Genomic DNA, 17,563 nt, shown 5'->3' on the forward strand with positions numbered 1-17,563 from the left:
AGCGAACCGGGGCGCGGACGCACGCCCGCCTGCTCCCGCACCCCGCGTCGTCGCCCCGACTCACCGGCCGCCGACGTGTCCCCGCGTGTCCAGTGCCTGGTCAGAGCTTGCTACCCTGGGTGGAGCTCCCCGGTAGGCCCACCCTGTACCAACGCGCCCGTAGCTCAGTGGATAGAGCGAGTGCCTTCTAAGCACCAGGTCGCAGGTTCGATCCCTGCCGGGCGCACTCGGGGATCATGCCTCCACGCTGCACCTTTGGCCTCCCCTCGCCACGCCCGCCGGGTCGGCCGAGCCCCCGAGCGGTGAGCCTGGCGCTCCAGCGCCAGGCTCAGCCGTCGCGTGGCGCGCGCTTGACACCGCGCCACGGCACAACCCGGCGCGTCGCAAGCCCGGCGAGACTTATCCGTGGCCGCCCGAAACATTATATTTCTTGGATGCCCCTCTCGGACCTACCCGCCAACCGCGACCTGCTTACCTATCTGCGCAACCAGGCGGTGCGCCCGCGCCACGCATCCGAACGCGACTATGTCTTGGACGGCTGGGAGCTTCACACACACCCCGACCTCGTCGAACGCTTTAGTATGATTTCTCCGTCGCACCAGGCCATCAGGCCGGTCTTTGGAGTTCCGGTGGTGGTCGCGAACGGCATTGCCGCGGTCTTCGCGATGGGCACAGCATGGCTGCTCCTCCGCTTGCCGCAGCCGCCTACCGGCGTCGAGATGATCGAGCCGATTGCAGCGCTGAACGGAAAAGGGTGGCACAGCGTCGACGCCTGGCAGGATGTGAGCAAGCGCTCACTTAGCCGATTGCGATCGCTGACCCATGCTGCCATGCAGTACGCAGCCGAGCTGGCCGAAGATCCGCCCGCGCGGCCTTCCGATCAGTAGCCATAGCAGCAGCCAAGGCCGGGAACTATCGCGGATGCCGCGGACCTACGCGGACGCGCCAGACGCGGGATGGACGTTGACCGCCGCGAGAAACGAACCGTGAAATCGATTCACGGTTCCGATGCTTTTTGGTCACGTTGGATCGCGCGTCGGACGAGTGGTATGTCGAGGCTCGGCACGGCCAGCTCCACACGGCCCGATGTCGCCTGGCAAACGATGATCTTAAACAATCCGTGCTTGATTTTGAGCCGGTCGGCGCCCTCCACCTCACGCACCTGCTCCACGTCGAGCCGGGATGGCAAGCGCCTGGCTTCACCCCGATGTCCAACGCGGGCTTGCCAGGTCAACGTCCGACCATCGAGAGTCAACAGGCCCTGCCGCCAACGACGTGGCAGGGCATCCCCGGCGCCGCGAAGGAAACATGAGACCTCCACGGGCTGGACGGCGAGACAACCCGTCTCCATCTCGGCGACGAGCGTGGTGACGGCGTCCGGGTCCGGCGGTCTCAACAACCCGCGCAGGACATCGAGGGCGGTTCGACTGCCAGGGGATCGCCGGGCGCGGGGCACAAACCCCATGATGGCCCTCGCCATCCCGCGATTCGCTCGCGCGGGCCACCTTCCGCTGCGTCCTCGACGGTGATGCTGACGGCCGGTACCTTCAGCTGGCGGCCGATCGCCTCGGCGATGTCCCGGAATGGCACGCCTTCCTCGCCGGCTCCGTGCAGTCGCGAGCCGGCCGGGGCGGCTTCCACGGCCAGGCCGGTACAGCCGCGCCGCAGCGAGGCGGCGCACGGCGGGCCAGCGGTTCGACCCGGCGCACTCCGGCGGGTCCCGCATCCTGTTCCGTCCGAGGCGACCCGGCGGGAGCACCAGCGACCTCAGGGACGGCACGGAGTGGGGATCGACATTCCACGGTTGATCGCCGAGGATGCCAGGTGAGGAGAGCGTTCGAACCGCCGGAGGACGATCGTCTGTCCCCGCGGCGTCGGGGTAGCCGAAAGCGGAGTCCGTCGGCGGCCTGTGCGGCGGCGCGCGCCTCGCCGCCCAGGCCGGGGCGGACATCGCCCAGATCACCAGGCTCATCAGGTTTCCGGCGAGCCAGCCGAAATGCGAAGGCGGGCGCAGCCCGCACATCACCCGAAAGTGCCCTTCGCTTGCCTCCAGCGGCGACAGGCGATTCCCTCGGAGAGGCCAGGGAACCACCGCAGAATAGGTAGTACCCGGACGATTAGGGAGGCGCTGCGCCTTGTCATCGCGATGGACCGCGAGGAGGAGCGCACGAAGGATCCGCCCGGGGGCGTCCGCCCTGGCGGAAACCCGCGCGACCACCACGATCGGGCCCGCCACGGCGACACGCCGTTGGCAGCCGACCGGGCACATCGAGGTCGGCCGGGACTGGCGCCGCTGCGGCGCGGAGGAAGGCGGCTGCGGGGTGCTGCTCCCCCTGAACCAGCAGACCTGCCCCCGGTGCGGCCGGACGAATAGGGAGGACCTACTGCCCCTGAACATCCGTCGCCTGCTGCCCACCCACGACGCCTACGACCATGCCGTAGCCGTGCTGCGGGGCACCTGGGCCGGGCCGAACCTGTCCAGCAGGCCGGAGCTCGCCGGCGCGCCGGCGGCTGTGGCCAGCGGCGAGGCCCCGACCGCCAGGCCGGACTCCGAACTACCTGATTCCTGATTTCCGCCCGAACGCCGTCAGGCCGGAAAGCCACTGCTGCGCTCCGCAAGGCCAGCCGGAGGAGTCGTCGCTGAACGGGATTCCGTGGACATGACTGCCGACCGGATCCTGGCGTTTCCCGACCCGCAGGTGATTCCCGGTGGAGTACACGTCCACGAGCGGCTGATCGAGACTGCGGACCTGGTGGTGGTGCTGTCCGGGGTGCAGGCGCAGCCGGGCGGGTTCATGGCCGGGTTCTTCACGGTCGGCCCGGAGATCATTCGATTCGTGAGCGAGGGTGCGGACGCCGCCGCGGGGCCTGACCTCGAACCGGACCTCACGGCGCCGCCGATCTGGTCGTCCCGCGGGCCGTTCGCCGGCGCGGTGCACTGCGAACTCCGGCCAACCGAGGCGGACCAGACCCTCGCCCTGTCACCCTTCGGCGGATGCGCTGCCGCCCCGCCGTCCGCTACGCGGGGACGGCGACCGGGTGCCACTCCTCGTCGCCGCTCTCGGCCGACTCGCACAGCTCCCAGTCGGTGGGATCGCCGGCGGGGGCCAGGACGTCGCGCAGCCAGTAGGTGGCGTCCGGGTCCCAGCCGGCGAGCACGGTCGCGCCACCGGGAACGTCCACCGCGCGGCCGGCCGTGGTGAGGTAGCCGAGCACGGTCAGGTGGACGCCGTCGTACTCGGCGGCGACGGCAGACCAGTCCGGGATGAACCACTCCTCCGCCCGGCCGGTCACGCGCCACCAGTCGTGCAGCCGGGACCGGGTCACCCGCAGCGAGTAGCGCTGCACCAGCGCCGCCCAGGCTTCGGGGCCGGTGATCTCGTAGACACGGGCGCCGGGACGCGGGGTGAGCGGCCGGACCCGGGCGCGCCGCCAGCCGAGCGCGTCCTCGGTCAGCAGCAGCTGCACCGCGCCCAGCCCCGGGCGGGGCCGCGAGGTCCGCACGAGTCGGGCCAGGACAGGCGCGGACCACCAGCTCCCCGAGTAGCTCGCCGCCGGGTCGGCCGGCAGGCAGGCCGCACGGGCCTCCTGGTCGACCGTGCGGTCGCGCCAGGTCACGACCCAGTCCGCCGCGCCCGTCAGGGTCGGTGGCTCGCCGGGGCTCGCGTCGAGCCACTGCACGTACCGCTGCCGGTCGAGGTTCGCTCCGTCGTGCCACCAGCCGGCGCCGGGTGCCGCGAGCAGCGCCCGCGCGACGGGGAGCAGCGCCGGGACGACCCGCGGATCGGCCAGCAGCCGATCCTGCTCGTCGGGCTCCTGCCAGTACGCGGCGAAGGCGACCGTGTCGGCCAGGCAGCCGAGCAGCACCGGTTCCGGCAGGGCCGCCACCGCGGCTGGATCGACCCGGTGCAGCTGCGCCGTGAGCAGATTGACGAAGGCGTCATCCGGCGGGCGCAGGAAGGCACGCAAAAGGACGGACTGCGCCTCGGGGCGCACCGCGCCGGCGACCTGCCCGCACAGCCGCCGCCCTCGCGGCCCCGCGAGCATCTCCGCCGGACCCATCGGCCCATGTTACCGATGCCGTCGGCATAGAACGCGTTCTCGCCGACGGGCGAGAACGGACCGTCCGCCGTGTCTGGACACGGCGGGACGGCGACCGTCGGCGGCCGGATCGGCGATGCTCCGGCCGCAGAAAGGGTTCTCGCTTCGGGGAATTCCTTGGTCGATTCCCGTCCGGCAGGGGTCAGCAGACGGCCGACGGGGGGTATGGGGGGCAGGTCTCGCCGGGCGGTGGGCAGCCGGCGCCGGTGGTGAGGAAGCCGAAGGCGGCGGCCACAGCGACGACGGCCAGGGCCCGGCGTTTTCTCGCGTTCCGTGGATGCTTGCGATTGCCGATAGATGGACGCATGTCTCGACCTTTCCGCGATCCGCCATTCCGATCATAGGCTTTCTACCGGACCGGCCACAGTCACCGAGCGCGACGCGCCGAGCACACCTCAACCCATTGCACGATCTTCTCCGGACCACCGGCCCGCCGGAGACGGACCACCGAATTTCGCGCCTACGGCAGAATTTCGATTAATCAGGGTACATCTCAACGCCAGATAGGCGCTGAATCCCGCGGTTCCAGCGGGTCTGCCAGCCAGTCGCACCAGGCGTTGATGCCCTCGCCGGTGCGGGCACTGACGGCCAGCACGTCCACCCCCGGATGGACGGCGTCGAGGTTGCGCCGGAACGCCTCGGCGTCAAAGTCGAGATGGGGTAGCAGATCCGTCTTGTTGACAAGCACGAGGTCCGCGGAGCGGAACATCACCGGGTACTTGAGCGGTTTCTCCTCGCCCTCGGTCACGGCGAACACCATGGCGCGCCGGTCCTCGCCGACGGCGAACTCGGCGGGGCACACCAGGTTGCCGACGTTCTCGATGATGACGAGGTCGAGCGCGGCGAGCGGCAGGCTGGGCAGCGCCGAGGCGACCATCGGCGCATCCAGGTGACACTCCCCGCCGAAGCCGTTGCCGGTGTTGACCAGGGCGATCGACGCGCCGAACCCGTCGAGGCGGTCGGCGTCCAGGCTGGTCTCGATGTCCCCTTCGATGATGCCGATCCGCCGGTGCGGCGCGAGGCGGCGCAGCGTCTCGACGAGCAGGGTCGTCTTCCCGGCGCCGGGCGCGGACATCAGGTTCACCACGGTGACGCCGGCCGCGTCGAACGCCGCCCGGTTGGCCCGCGCGACCCGCTCGTTCTCCCCGAGAATCCGTTCCAGCACCTCGACCCGTTCCGCGCCGGTGCTGTAGCCGGAATGGTCCCCCACCGAACCGGGGCGCGCCCGACCGTCCTTGTACGGACTATCGGGTGGGTGCGAATGCCTGTCCGAATACGAACGGCTGTCCGGGTGCGAATTCATGTCCGAATACGAATGGCTGTCCGGGTGCGGATGGCTGTCCGGGTGCGGATGGCTGTCCGAATACGAATGGCTGTCCGGGTGCGCATGGCTGTGTGGGTGCGGATGGAATCGACCCATGCTTCGTCACGCCTCCACCGCATCGGTCGCCACCTCGAAGGAGGTGACGAGGAATTCCTCGCCGCTGACCAGGACGACGTCGGCGGCGCCACAGGCGGCGCAACGCAGGACCGGCACGGCGAGCTCGCTGTGCGCGCCGCACTCCCGGCAGCGCACCCCGGCCGGGACGGACTCGACCGCCAGCACCGACCCGGCCAGCACCTCGCCCCCGGGCCGGTCGGCATGCGCCAGCTCCCAGCAGTAGACCAGGGTGTCCGGCACCACCTGCCGCAGGGCGCCCACCCGCAGATGCACCCGGGTCACCCGCCGGCCGGCCGCGTGCCGGGTGACGATGTCCGCGACCGAACGGCAGATCGACAGCTCGTGCATCGCCCGCCCTCCCTGTCGCCCATCGATGGCCTGGCGCGGCTCGACGGCCCGCCCCGAACGACGGCCCGCCGCGGCAGTCGACCCGCCGGCCGGGCTCACTGTGGCCCCGCCGCGCACGCAGCGGCAAACGCCACCACGCATTGGTGGCAGCCTCCGCACACGACGCATCGGCGTCACCTTCCTGGGCACATAGCGTCGCTGTGCGGCAGCCCTCGTGCGGCCGAGCCATGCGACGCGTGGCGCGCGGCGACCGGACGCGCCGCGCCGCGCCACCGGTTGCCGGCCATCCGACGAAGGGACCACCGATGTCATCCGTGCTCTGGTTTCAGGGCGGGGCGTGCAGCGGCAACACGATGTCGTTCCTGAACGCCGAGGAACCCACCGTCATCGACCTGATCACCGATTTCGGCCTGGACCTGCTCTGGCACCCGTCGCTGGGTCTGGCCACCGGCGGGCAGGCGCGGGAGCTGTTCTGGAACTGCGCGCGGGGTGAGCGGCCGGTCGACATCTTCGTCTTCGAGGGCTCGGTGATACGCGGCCCGGACGGCAGTGGCCGCTTCGACGTGTTCGCCGACCGGCCGATGCAGGACTGGGTGCGCGACCTCGCCGGCCAGGCCCAGGTGGTCGTGGCGATCGGGGACTGCGCCTGCTGGGGTGGAGTCCCGGCGACGGCGCCGAACCCGACCGACTCCACCGGGCTGCAGTTCCACAAGCGCATCCCGGGCGGGTTCCTCGGCCCGGACTTCCGCTCGCGGGCCGGGCTGCCCGTCATCAACGTGCCGGGCTGCCCCGCCCATCCGGACTGGATCACCCAGATCCTGGTGGCGCTGGCCACCGGCCGCGCCGCCGACATCGCGCTCGACGAGCTGCACCGGCCGCAGACGTTCTTCACCACGTTCACCCACACCGGCTGCACCCGTAACCAGTACTTCGAGTACAAGCAGTCGACGCTGACCTTCGGCGACGGGACACGGCAGGGCTGCCTGTTCTACGAGTTCGGCTGCCGCGGGCCGATGACGCACTCGCCCTGCAACCGGATCCTGTGGAACCGGCAGTCGTCGAAGACCCGGGCCGGGATGCCGTGCATCGGCTGCACCGAGCCGGAGTTCCCGTTCTTCGACCTCGCCCCCGGCACGGTCTTCGGGACCCAGAAGGTCGCCGGCGTCATCCCGCGCGAGGTCCCCGAGGGCAGCGGCCACCTCACCTACCTGGCCCAGGCGGCGGCCGCCCGACTGGCCGCCCCGAAGTGGTCGAAGAAGGACATGTTCGTCGTCTGACCCGCCGGCAGGGCGCGCGCGTCCCGCCCGGGACCCCGCGAGGAACGCACAGGAAAGAAGAGATTTCCCATGACGACCGTCGATCTCAACGTCAGCCCGATGGGGCGCGTCGAGGGTGACCTCGACGTCCGGGTCACGATCGACGACGGGGTGGTGGCCTCGGCCTGGACCGAGGCGGCGATGTTCCGCGGCTTCGAGATCATCCTGCGGGGCAAGGACCCGCAGGCCGGCCTCATCGTGACCCCGCGCATCTGCGGGATCTGCGGCGGCAGCCACCTGTACAAGTCGGCGTACGCGCTGGACGTGGCGTGGCAGACCGAGCTGCCGCCGAACGCGACGCTGATCCGCAACATCGCGCAGGCGTGCGAGACGCTGCAGAGCATCCCGCGGTGCTTCTACGCGCTGTTCGCCATCGACCTGACCAACGCGAGGTACGCCTCCTCGCAGCTCTACCCGGAGGCGGTGCGCCGGTTCGCCCCGTTCACCGGGTCCAGCTACGGCCCGGGGGTGGTGCTGTCCGCCAAGCCGATCGAGGTGTACGCCATCTTCGGCGGGCAGTGGCCGCATTCCAGTTTCATGGTGCCGGGCGGGGTGATGTGCGCGCCGACGCTCGCGGACGTGACCCGTTCCATCGCGATCCTGGAGCACTGGAAGACCGAGTGGCTCGAGAAGCAGTGGCTCGGCTGCTCGGTGGACCGCTGGCTGGCCAACCGCACCTGGGCGGACGTGCTCGCCTGGGTGTACGAGAACGAGGCCCAGCACGACAGCGACTGCGGCTTCTTCCTGCGCTACTGCCTCGACATCGGCCTCGACGGCTACGGCCAGGGCATCGGCAACTACCTGGCGACCGGCACGTACTTCTCCCCCGACCTGTACGCCCGGCCGACGATCGAGGGCCGCAACGCGGCGCTCATCGGCCGCTCCGGGGTGTATGCCGGCGGCGCCTACAGCGCGTTCGACCAGGCCCGGGTGCGCGAGGACGTCACCCACTCGTTCTACGCGGGAACCTCGGCGCGCCACCCGTTCGACGGGGAGACCAACCCGATCGACCCGGTCCGCGGGCGCGAGCAGGGCAAGTACAGCTGGGCCAAGTCTCCCCGCTACGACGTGCCGAACCTCGGGTACGTGCCGCTGGAGGCCGGGCCGCTGGCCCGCCGGGTCGCCGCCGCCGCCCCGGGCGCGGCCGCCCACCAGGACGACGACCCCCTGTTCGGCGACATCCTCGACGCGATCGGCCCGTCGGTGATGGTGCGCCTGCTCGCCCGGATGCACGAGGCCGCGAAGTACTACCGCTGGGTGCGTGGCTGGCTGGACCAGATCGACCTGCATGAGCCGTTCCACGTCACGCCGGTGGAGCGCGCCGACGGGCGCGGCTTCGGCTCGACGGAGGCGGCCCGCGGCTCGCTGTCCGACTGGATCGTCCTGGAGAACGGCAAGATCGCGAACTACCAGGTGGTCACGCCGACGGCCTGGAACATCGGGCCCCGCGACGGCGACGGCACGCCCGGTCCGATCGAGGCCGCGCTGGTCGGCACGCCGGTCGCCGATCCGGCCGACCCGATCGAGCTCGGCCACGTGGCCCGCAGCTTCGACTCCTGCCTGGTCTGCACCGTCCATGCCTACGACGGACGGACCGGCAAGGAGCTGAGCAGGTTCATCATCAACGGAGACCTGTGAACGCCGCACAGCCGGTGCCCGCCGCACAGCCGGTGCCCACCAGCCCGCGGGTGCAGGTCGACCCGCCCGGCTTCGAGCCGCCGCGCTGCGACACGGTGGTGATCGGCTGCGGGAACCTGCTGCGCGGCGACGACGGGGTGGGACCGATCCTGATCCGCCGCCTCGCCGAGGCGGGCGTGCCGGCCGGGGTGCGCCTGGTCGACGGCGGCACGGCCGGGCTGGACACGGCGTTCGCGATGCGCGGCGCACGCCGGGTCGTCATCGTCGACGCCGCCCGCACCGGCACCGCGCCGGGCACCGTCTACCGGGTGCCGGGCGCGGAGCTCGCGGATCTCCCTCTGCACCTGCCGCATCCGCACGCCGTGCGCTGGGACCAGGCCCTCGCCTTCGGCCGCTGGCTGCTCGGCGACGACTACCCGACGGACATCGCCGTCTACCTCGTCGAAGCCGGCGGCCTGGAGCCCGGTGCCGACCTCACCCCAGCCGTGCGCCGCGCGATGGAACGGATGCAGCGGCTGATCCTCGCAGACCTGTCCGACAAGCACAGCGAGGACGACGCACATGCCTGACCGCGACACCGCGACCGACCCAGCCACGGCCGCCCCAGCCGCGGCCGACACCCCCGCGATCGACAGCCCCGCGATCGACAGCCCCGCGATCGACAGCCCCGCGATCGACACCGCCGTGCGTTACGCCCGGCCGCAGCCGGTCGGGGTGTTTCCGCTGCCCGCCGGCTTCCTGCTGGTGCCGGGCGGCGACGACACGGCCGAGTTGCGCCGCACGCTCGCCGCCGGACGCCGCCCGGACACCTGGCCGGCGCGGCTGCTCGCGTTGGAGCTCGCGTATCGCGGGGACATCGTCGGCGCCGCCGACCAGCTCGACGGCGACGACCCGATCGACCGGTACAACCGGTTCGTCCTGCGCCCGGGAGGCCCGCCGGTCGAGGACCTTGCGCAGCTTCGCCAGGCCCTGGGCGCCGAGCTCGGGATTCTCGTCGACGTGGTCCGCTTCGCCCTCGGCGATCTGGTCGAGCCCCCGCCGTTGGCCGGGGAGACCGGCGAGATCGCGGCGCTGGTGCACTCGACGCACGCCGCCCACGCCATGGCCGCCGGACGGACCGGAGAGGCGGCGGGGGCACTGGGCCGGGCTGTCGCCGCGGCGTGGGAGGCGTCCCCGGGCCTGGCCGCGCAGCTGTTGTCCACCGCGGCGGACCTGCGCCGCAGCGTCGAGGGGCCGACCGACGACGTCCTCGCCGACCTGAGCACGGCGCTCGCCGCCCTCGACGCCACCGACCTCGTGGTCGCCCGCGCCGAGCTGCGCCTGGCCCTCGGCGCGGCCCACCAGGAGCGGGCCCGCGACGACGCGGCGGCCCTGCGTACCGCGGTGGAGCACTACCTGGCCGCGCTCCGGCTGATCAGCGTGGACAGCGCGCCGGAGTTGTTCGCCGCGATACAGGTCAACCTGGCCACCGCCTACCTGGCCATGCCGATGAGCCAGGCCTCCGACCAGCTTCGGATCGGCGTCGCGATCCAGGGCCTGCGCACGGCGCTCGCCGTGTACACCCCCGAGACCCACCCCGAGCAGTGGGCCAGCACCCAGCTCAACCTGGCCAACGCCCTGGTCTACGCGCCGTCGGCGCACCAGAAGGACAACCTGATCGAGGCCGCGGCCCGCTACCAGCAGGTCATCGTCGCCCGCGACCGGGACACCGATCCGCTCGGCCACGCCCGCGCGCTGGCCAACCAGGGCAACGCACTGGCCCATCTCGGCGCCTACGACCAGGCGACCGCGGTGCTGCGCGAGGCGCGGACGATCTTCGAGGAGTCCGGGGCGGAGGACGCGGCGCTGGCGGTGCGCGGCGTGCTCGACGAGGTCGCCCGTCGGCGCGGCGCACCCGGGCCCGCGTGAGGCCCCCCGGGTCGACGACCACCGCCCCCGGCACTGGGACGCCCACCACCACGGACGCCACGTCAGCAGCCAGCGACACGTCAGCAGCCAGCGACACGACGGCGGCCGGCGACACGACGGCGGCCGGCGGCGGCGCGGCGGGGTGGGAGCCGTCGGTGTGGCTGGGGGCGCCGGCGCCGGGGGGGCTGGCACTGCCCGCGGCGCAGCCGTCGCCGTCCTGGCTGTACGCGCCGCGCGGGGTGTGGCTCGGCGACGACCTGCTCGTGGTGGCCGATTCGGGCAACCACCGGGTGCTGATCTGGCACGGTCGCCCGGACCGCGACGGTGCCCCCGCCGACGTCGTGCTCGGCCAGGCCGACGCGAGCAGCGAGGGCCCGGCGGCGGGTGGGCGCGGGCCCGAGCGGGGGATGCACCTGCCGACCGGGATCGTCGTCACCGACGGCCGGCTCGTCGTCGCCGACGCCTGGCACCACCGGATCCTCGTCTGGGACACCGTCCCGACGGCCACCGACACCCCTCCCGACCTGGTCCTCGGCCAGCCGGATGCGGCGAGCGTGCGGGAGAACCGGGGCGGGCCGTGCGCGTCGACCACCTTCTACTGGCCGTTCGGCGTGGCCGTGATCGGCGAGCACTTCTACGTCGCCGACACCGGCAACCGGCGGGTGCTGGGCTGGTCGGGCGGCCTGCCGGCCTCCCCCGATCAGGCCCCCGACCTGATCCTGGGCCAGCCCGATCCGACCAGCCGGGAGGACAACCGCGGGGGCCCGGCCGGGCCCGCCACCTTCCGCTGGCCGCACGACGTCACCGGGAACGCCGAGCGGCTGCTCGTCGCCGACGCCGGCAACCACCGGCTGCTCGGCTGGGCACCCCACCCCGACGCCGACACCGGCGCCGACCTGGCCCTCGGCCAGGCCGACCTGACCGGCTGTGGCGAATCCCCCTACGCCCCCGGCCGGGCCGACACGCTGCGATTCCCCTACGCGGCCGACTGCGACGGCGACCTGCTGGCCGTAGCGGACACCGCCGACAACCGGATCCTGCTCTGGGACGGCCTGCCGCGGGACACGGGCGCGGCGGCCACCGCCGTCCTCGGCCAGCCGACGTTCACCGACACCGGGGAGAATCGCTGGTCGGGCGTCACCGCTGACACGTTCTGCTGGCCGTACGGCCTGTCCCTGCACGCCGGCCGGCTCGCCGTCGCGGACTCCGGCAACAACCGGATCATGATCTGGGAGCGGCGGAGGTGACCGCGCCGCGCGCCAGCGAGCGGGCCGCGACGCGCACGCCGGGTGGGCGGGTGCGGCGGCGGATCGTCGTCGAGGGCGTCGTGCAGGGGGTCGGATTCCGGCCCCACGTCTACCGGCTGGCGAGCGGCCTCGGGCTTACCGGCTTTGTCGGCAACGACTCGGCCTCGGTCTTTGCCGAGGTCGACGGCGACGCCGCCGACGTGGCCGAGTTCCTGCGCCGGCTGGTGCCGTCCGCGCCGCCCCTCGCCCGCGTGGACCGGATCACGGTGACCGACGTCCCCGGCCCCCTCCACCCGGGCGGTCCCCTCCACCCGGGCGACACCACCCACTCAGGCGGCACCGTCCACTCAGGCGGCACCGTCCAGCCAGGCGGCACCGTCCAGCCAGGCGGCACCGTCCAGCCAGGCGGCCATGTGGGCGGGGCCGGGTTCCGGATCGTGACGAGCACGGCCGCGGCCGGCGCGCGCACCCTGGTACCGCCGGACACGGCCGTGTGCGCGGACTGCCTGCGCGAGCTGTTCGACCCGGCGGACCGGCGCTACCGCCACCCGTTCATCACGTGCACGAACTGCGGCCCCCGGTTCACGATCATCGAGGCGCTGCCGTACGACCGGGCGGCGACCACGATGGCCCGTTTCCCGATGTGCGCGCGCTGCGCGGCGCAGTACGCCGACCCCGCCGACCGCCGCTTCCACGCCGAGCCCATCGCCTGCCCGGACTGCGGACCGCGGCTTTGGTTCAGCCAGGCCGGTGGGCCGGAGGTGACCGGCACCGACGCGGCGCTCGCGGCGGCCCAGCGGGCACTGGCGGCCGGCGCCGTCGTGGCGGTCAAGGGCGTCGGCGGCTACCACCTGGCCTGCTGCGCCGAGGACGACTCGGGCCTGGCCCGGCTGCGCGGGCGCAAGGGCCGACCCGACCAGCCGTTCGCGGTGATGGCCCGCGACCTGGCGACCGCCGCCCTGGTCGGGGACGTCTCGCCGACGGTGGCGGCGCTGCTGGGCGCGCCGGCCGCGCCGATCGTGCTCACCGGCCGCGCGCGGGGGGCGCCACTGTCGGCCCTGGTCGCGCCGGGCAGCCCGCTCGTCGGACTGCTGCTGCCGTACACGCCGGTCCACCATCTGCTGTTCGCGCCGGCCCCGGGCGGCGGCCCGCCGCCGCGGCTGCTGGTGATGACCAGCGCCAACCGTTCGGGTGAGCCGATCTGCTTCGACGACGGCGAGGCGCGCACCCGCCTCGCCGGGCTCGCCGACGCCTTCCTCACCCACGACCGGCCGATCCTGGCTCCGTGCGACGACTCCGTGGTGCGCTGCGACGGGGAGCAGGTCGTGCCGTTGCGCCGCTCCCGCGGCTATGTCCCGCTGCCGGTGGATCTTCCCCGCCCGGTCGGGCCGGTACTCGCCGCCGGCGGCGAGCTGAAGAACACGCTCTGCCTGACGACCGGGCGCCGCGCCATCCTGTCCCAGCATCTCGGCGACCTTGGCAGCCTCGCGGCCATGGCGGCGTTCGAGCGGTCCGGCGCGCGGATCGCGCGCCTGTACGACGTCGAGCCCGCGGCCTTCGCCGCCGACCCGCACCCCGGCTACGCCACCCGGGCCTGGGCGCAGCGGACCGCCGGCGCGGACCGCCCCCTGCGGCTGGTGCAGCATCACCACGCGCATGTGGCGGCGCTGCTCGCCGAGCACGGCCGACTCGGCGAGCCCATCGTCGGCGTCGCCTTCGACGGCACCGGCTACGGCAACGACGGCACGATCTGGGGCGGCGAGGTGCTCCTCGTCGGGGCCGACGTCACCCGCGCCGAGCGCATCGCCCACCTGCGCCCCGTCGACCTGCCGGGCGGCGACGCCGCGGTGCGCAACCCGTGCCGGGTGGCGCTGGCCCATCTGGCCGCGGCGGGCCTGGCCTGGTCCGCCGAGCTGGCCCCGGTGCGGGCCTGCTCCGCCGCGGAACTGAGCACGGTGCGCACCGCCCTGGACCGGGGCGTGGCCTGCGTGCCCAGCAGCAGCATGGGCCGGCTGTTCGACGCGGTGGCGGCGCTGCTCGGGGTGCGCCAGCGGACCACCTACGAGGCGCAGGCCGCCGTCGAGCTGGAGGCCCTCGCTGCCGACGGTCTCGCCGCCGACGGCCTCGCTGCCAACGGTCTCGCCGCCGGCCGGCGGGGCGGTGACGGCAGACCCGATGCCGCCGGGCGGGTCGCGGTCGTCGCGGGCGGGCGGCCGCTTGCCTTCGGGCTGGCGGACGGCGTCCTGGAGCCTGCGCCGGTGCTCGCGGGCCTCGTCGACGGCCTGCGGGCGGGCGTGGCCGTGCCCGCGCTGGCCGGCGCGTTCCACCTCGCCGTCGCGGACGCGGTGGCCCGCGTCGCCGAGGTCGCGCGACGGCGGTACGGCGTCGGCCTGGTGGGGCTGACCGGCGGGGTCTTCGCCAACGTCGTGCTGCTGCGGGTCTGCCGGGCGCGGCTGGCCGCCGACGGTTTCGACGTCCTCGTACATCAGGTGGTGCCGGCGGGCGACGGCGGGCTGGCGCTCGGCCAGGCGGCCGTCGCGGCGTTGGCCGGCGGCCAGGATCCGGCGCCGGTCGCCGGCGGGAAGGGAATGTGACGCGATGTGCCTGGGGATACCCGGCCGGATCACCGAGATCTGGGATGACCGCGGCACCCGGATGGCGCTCGTCGACTTCGGCGGCGTCACCAGGACCGTGTGCCTGGCCTACCTGCCCGACGTGACCGTCGGGCAGTACACGATCATTCATGCCGGTTTCGCGTTGACGAGCGTGGACGAGGACGCGGCGCGGCAGACGCTGGCGATGTTCCGCGAACTCGGGCTGCTCGACGAGGAGCTCGGCACGGCCAAAGCCGAGGTGGACCGGTGAAGTACCTGACGGAGTTCCGCGACCCGGAGCTGGCCCGGTGGCTGCTGGACGCGATCGCCGCCACCGCGAGCCGGCGCTGGACGCTGATGGAGGTCTGCGGCGGGCAGACGCACGCGATCATCCGACACGGGCTCGACCAGCTGCTCGCCGACCAGGTCGAGTTCATCCACGGGCCCGGCTGCCCGGTCTGCGTGACGCCGCTGGAGACGATCGACCGGGCGCTGGCGATCGCCGCCCGCCCGGAGGTGATCTTCTGCTCGTTCGGCGACATGCTGCGGGTGCCGGGCAGCGACACGGACCTGTTCACGGTGAAGGCCCGTGGCGGTGACGTCCGGGTGGTCTACTCGCCGCTGGACGCCGTCGGCCTCGCCGAGGCGCATCCCGACCGGCAGGTCGTGTTCTTCGCGGTCGGGTTCGAGACGACCGCGCCGGCCAACGCGCTGGCGGCGGTGACGGCGCGGCGCCGCCGGCTCGCGAACTTCTCGATGCTCGTCAGCCACGTGCTGGTCCCCCCGGCGATGAGTGCGGTCGCCACCGCCCCGGGCAACCGGGTCGAGGCGTTCCTCGCCGCCGGCCACGTGTGCACGGTGATGGGCACCGAGCAGTACGAGCCGCTGGTCGCCGCCCACCGGATGCCGATCGTCGTCACCGGGTTCGAGCCGCTGGACCTGCTCGACGGGGTACGCCACGCCGTCGCGCAGCTCGAGGCCGGCCGGGCCGAGCTCGCCAACGCCTACCGGCGGGCGGTGCAGCCGGCGGGCAACCCGGCGGCCCGCGCGATCCTGGCGGAGGTGTTCACCGTCTGCGATCGGGCCTGGCGGGGCATCGGGACGATCCCGGACTCGGGCTGGCGGCTCGCGGACGCGTGGCGCGACTTCGACGCGGAGATCCGCTTCGACGTCGGCGGGCTCACCGTCGCCGAATCGGCGGCGTGCCGCAGCGGCGCGGTGCTGCAGGGGCTGATCCGGCCGCCGGACTGCGCGGCGTTCGGCACGACCTGCACGCCGCGCCGCCCGTTGGGGGCGACGATGGTCTCAGCGGAGGGGGCGTGCGCCGCCTACTTCCAGTACCGGCGCCTCGCGACGGCCGGAAGTGCCGCCCCGGACTCGGCCGGACCGGCCGCGGGGGTGGAGGCGTGACCGACCTGGCGGACATCGCCGGCTGGGCCTGCCCGGCCCCGCTGCGCGACCATCAGCGGGTGGTGCTGGGCCACGGCGGCGGCGGCGTGCTGACCAGCGAGCTAATCGAACACCTGTTCCTACCCGCGTTCGCGGCCGGCGGGTCGGCGACGCAGCGCGATCCGGCCTCGGCGTTGACGGGCGCGACGTTGACGGGCGCGACCTCGGCCGTGGCGGACGCGGCGCTGGCGGACGCGGCGGTCCTCGACGTCGGCGGGATCAGGCTGGCGTTCACGACGGACTCCTACGTCGTGCGGCCGCTGTTCTTCCCGGGCGGTTCGATCGGCGAACTCGCCGTCCACGGCACCGTCAACGACCTGGCCTGCCGCGGCGCGGTCCCGCTGGCGCTGTCGGCCGGGTTCATCCTGGAGGAGGGGCTGGAGCTCGCCGTCCTCGGCCGGGTGGCGCAGGCGATGGGCCGCGCCGCCGCCGCGGCGGGGGTGCGGCTGGCCACCGGCGACACCAAGGTCGTCGAGCACGGCCTCGCCGACGGCCTGTACGTCAACACCAGCGGCATCGGGCTCGTCCCGCCCGGGGTGGACGTCCGGCCCGACCGGGCGGCGCCCGGCGACCGGATCATCGTCTCCGGACCGATCGGCGAGCACGGGATCGCGGTGCTCAGCGTGCGCGAGGGGCTGGAGTTCGGCGGGGACGTCCATTCCGACACCGCGGCGCTGCACGGGCTGGTGGCCGCCATGCTGGCCGCGACCGTCCCCGGGGTGCACGCGCTGCGCGACCCGACCCGCGGGGGGCTGGCGACCGCGCTGTGCGAGATCGCCGCCGCGGCCGGGGCCGGGGTCGAGTTCACCGAGTCCGCGGTGCCGGTGCCGCCCGTGGTCGAGGCGGCCTGCGGCTTCCTCGGCCTCGACCCGCTACATGTGGCGAACGAGGGCCGGCTCGTCGCGTTCGTCGCCGAGGCCGACGCGGACGCGGTGCTCGCCGCGATGCGGGCGCACCCGGCGGGCCGCGACGCGGTCGTGATCGGCTCCGTCACCGCGGAGCATCCGGGTGTCGTCGTCGCCCGCACCGCGTTCGGCGGGACCCGCATCGTCGACCGGCCGCTCGGCGAGCAGCTCCCCCGCATCTGCTGAGGCGTCGGCCGAGCTCGGCCGTCCGCGCGCTCGGCGCCGGCGTGTCCCTGGGGCCTCGCGGGCCTGCCGCGGCTCATTGCCGTGGATGCGCCCGCCGCGGCGTCGCGGCCCGGTCGGTGACGCGCTTCGGCACGCGCTCCTGGCTGAGCCAGGACGAGGCGCCCACGTTCCGCGTGAGTCCTCAATGGTCGGTGGCCAAGGGGATCTGATCGGGTGGCGGGGGTCGCCTCGGGGTTCGGTGCGCCCACCGGCCACCATATCCTTCATATCTTTCTGTTACCAGTCGCGCACAGAATCATGTCGAGGCGTAATCACGGTTTTCGGCCCTGGAACCGTGGCCAAGCCTCGGCACGATCTGGCCGCAATCTGGCCGGAGACGAGACTGGCGGGCAGGCCCATGTGCGGGCGGCCGGGCCGGAGCACCCGCCGG

The 17,563-nt window shown here is 73.4% G+C and carries 14 protein-coding genes and 1 tRNA gene; 11 read left to right on the plus strand and 4 right to left on the minus strand.

The features are described from left to right. Positions 1–153 precede the first annotated feature (153 nt). Both FRAQA3DRAFT_RS15065 and FRAQA3DRAFT_RS15070 read left to right on the plus strand, forming a co-directional pair. Positions 154–226, plus strand: a tRNA-Arg gene (locus tag FRAQA3DRAFT_RS15065). A 208-nt stretch (positions 227–434) separates the two neighbouring features. Then, the gene (locus FRAQA3DRAFT_RS15070) at positions 435–887 is read left to right on the plus strand and encodes a hypothetical protein (protein WP_009739894.1); all 453 of its coding nucleotides are present in this window, start codon (positions 435–437) and stop codon (positions 885–887) included. A gap of 110 nt (positions 888–997) precedes the next feature. On the opposite strand, the gene FRAQA3DRAFT_RS15075 is transcribed toward FRAQA3DRAFT_RS15070, so the two are convergent. The 4 genes from FRAQA3DRAFT_RS15075 to FRAQA3DRAFT_RS15095 all read right to left on the minus strand — a co-directional run bounded on the left by FRAQA3DRAFT_RS15075 (position 998) and on the right by FRAQA3DRAFT_RS15095 (position 5,890). After that, on the minus strand, positions 998–1,480 hold the full coding sequence (locus FRAQA3DRAFT_RS15075; RefSeq protein WP_232292063.1) for a DUF2550 family protein: 483 nt from the start codon (positions 1,478–1,480) through the stop codon (positions 998–1,000). A 1,538-nt stretch (positions 1,481–3,018) separates the two neighbouring features. Next, positions 3,019–4,062, minus strand: coding sequence for a hypothetical protein (locus tag FRAQA3DRAFT_RS15085; protein ID WP_009739898.1), 1,044 nt, complete (start codon positions 4,060–4,062; stop codon positions 3,019–3,021). 532 nt (positions 4,063–4,594) lie between these two features. Further along, positions 4,595–5,521, minus strand: a complete 927-nt coding sequence (gene hypB / locus FRAQA3DRAFT_RS15090) for a hydrogenase nickel incorporation protein HypB (protein WP_009739900.1) — start codon at positions 5,519–5,521, stop codon at positions 4,595–4,597. A 6-nt stretch (positions 5,522–5,527) separates the two neighbouring features. Beyond that, a complete protein-coding gene (locus FRAQA3DRAFT_RS15095; RefSeq protein WP_009739901.1) occupies positions 5,528–5,890 on the minus strand; it encodes a hydrogenase maturation nickel metallochaperone HypA in 363 nt (120 codons plus the stop codon). Between the two features lie 305 nt (positions 5,891–6,195). Between FRAQA3DRAFT_RS15095 and FRAQA3DRAFT_RS15100 the strand changes: the two genes are divergently transcribed. The 9 genes from FRAQA3DRAFT_RS15100 to hypE all read left to right on the plus strand — a co-directional run bounded on the left by FRAQA3DRAFT_RS15100 (position 6,196) and on the right by hypE (position 17,133). Beyond that, positions 6,196–7,167 (plus strand): hydrogenase, encoded by a 972-nt coding sequence (locus tag FRAQA3DRAFT_RS15100; RefSeq protein ID WP_009739902.1) that lies wholly within the window; start codon positions 6,196–6,198, stop codon positions 7,165–7,167. A 69-nt stretch (positions 7,168–7,236) separates the two neighbouring features. Then, on the plus strand, positions 7,237–8,844 hold the full coding sequence (locus FRAQA3DRAFT_RS15105) for a nickel-dependent hydrogenase large subunit (RefSeq protein WP_009739903.1): 1,608 nt from the start codon (positions 7,237–7,239) through the stop codon (positions 8,842–8,844). Beyond that, positions 8,841–9,413, plus strand: coding sequence for a hydrogenase maturation protease (locus FRAQA3DRAFT_RS15110; RefSeq protein ID WP_009739904.1), 573 nt, complete (start codon positions 8,841–8,843; stop codon positions 9,411–9,413). The genes FRAQA3DRAFT_RS15105 and FRAQA3DRAFT_RS15110 overlap by 4 nt, the downstream gene beginning before the upstream one ends. Next, the gene (locus FRAQA3DRAFT_RS15115; RefSeq protein ID WP_083873612.1) at positions 9,406–10,752 is read left to right on the plus strand and encodes a hypothetical protein; all 1,347 of its coding nucleotides are present in this window, start codon (positions 9,406–9,408) and stop codon (positions 10,750–10,752) included. The genes FRAQA3DRAFT_RS15110 and FRAQA3DRAFT_RS15115 overlap by 8 nt, the downstream gene beginning before the upstream one ends. 155 nt (positions 10,753–10,907) lie before the next feature. Continuing rightward, entirely contained in the window at positions 10,908–11,999 is a 1,092-nt protein-coding gene (locus FRAQA3DRAFT_RS15120) for an NHL repeat-containing protein (protein ID WP_035922957.1), read from the plus strand. Further along, positions 11,996–14,593, plus strand: coding sequence for a carbamoyltransferase HypF (hypF, locus tag FRAQA3DRAFT_RS15125; protein WP_009739906.1), 2,598 nt, complete (start codon positions 11,996–11,998; stop codon positions 14,591–14,593). Before FRAQA3DRAFT_RS15120 ends, hypF begins: the two co-directional genes overlap by 4 nt. Before the next feature lie 4 nt (positions 14,594–14,597). Further along, the gene (locus FRAQA3DRAFT_RS15130; RefSeq protein ID WP_009739907.1) at positions 14,598–14,864 is read left to right on the plus strand and encodes a HypC/HybG/HupF family hydrogenase formation chaperone; all 267 of its coding nucleotides are present in this window, start codon (positions 14,598–14,600) and stop codon (positions 14,862–14,864) included. Further along, positions 14,861–16,003: a hydrogenase formation protein HypD gene (gene hypD, locus FRAQA3DRAFT_RS15135; protein WP_009739908.1), complete on the plus strand. Its 1,143-nt coding sequence runs from the start codon at positions 14,861–14,863 to the stop codon at positions 16,001–16,003. The genes FRAQA3DRAFT_RS15130 and hypD overlap by 4 nt, the downstream gene beginning before the upstream one ends. Continuing rightward, positions 16,000–17,133 carry a hydrogenase expression/formation protein HypE gene (gene hypE, locus FRAQA3DRAFT_RS15140; RefSeq protein ID WP_009739909.1) on the plus strand — a complete coding sequence of 378 codons (1,134 nt, stop codon included), beginning with the start codon at positions 16,000–16,002 and terminating at the stop codon, positions 17,131–17,133. Before hypD ends, hypE begins: the two co-directional genes overlap by 4 nt. The last annotated feature ends 430 nt before the right edge of the window (positions 17,134–17,563 follow it).

The sequence above is a fragment of the Frankia sp. QA3 genome, assembly GCF_000262465.1.
Classification (GTDB): Bacteria; Actinomycetota; Actinomycetes; order Frankiales; family Frankiaceae; genus Frankia.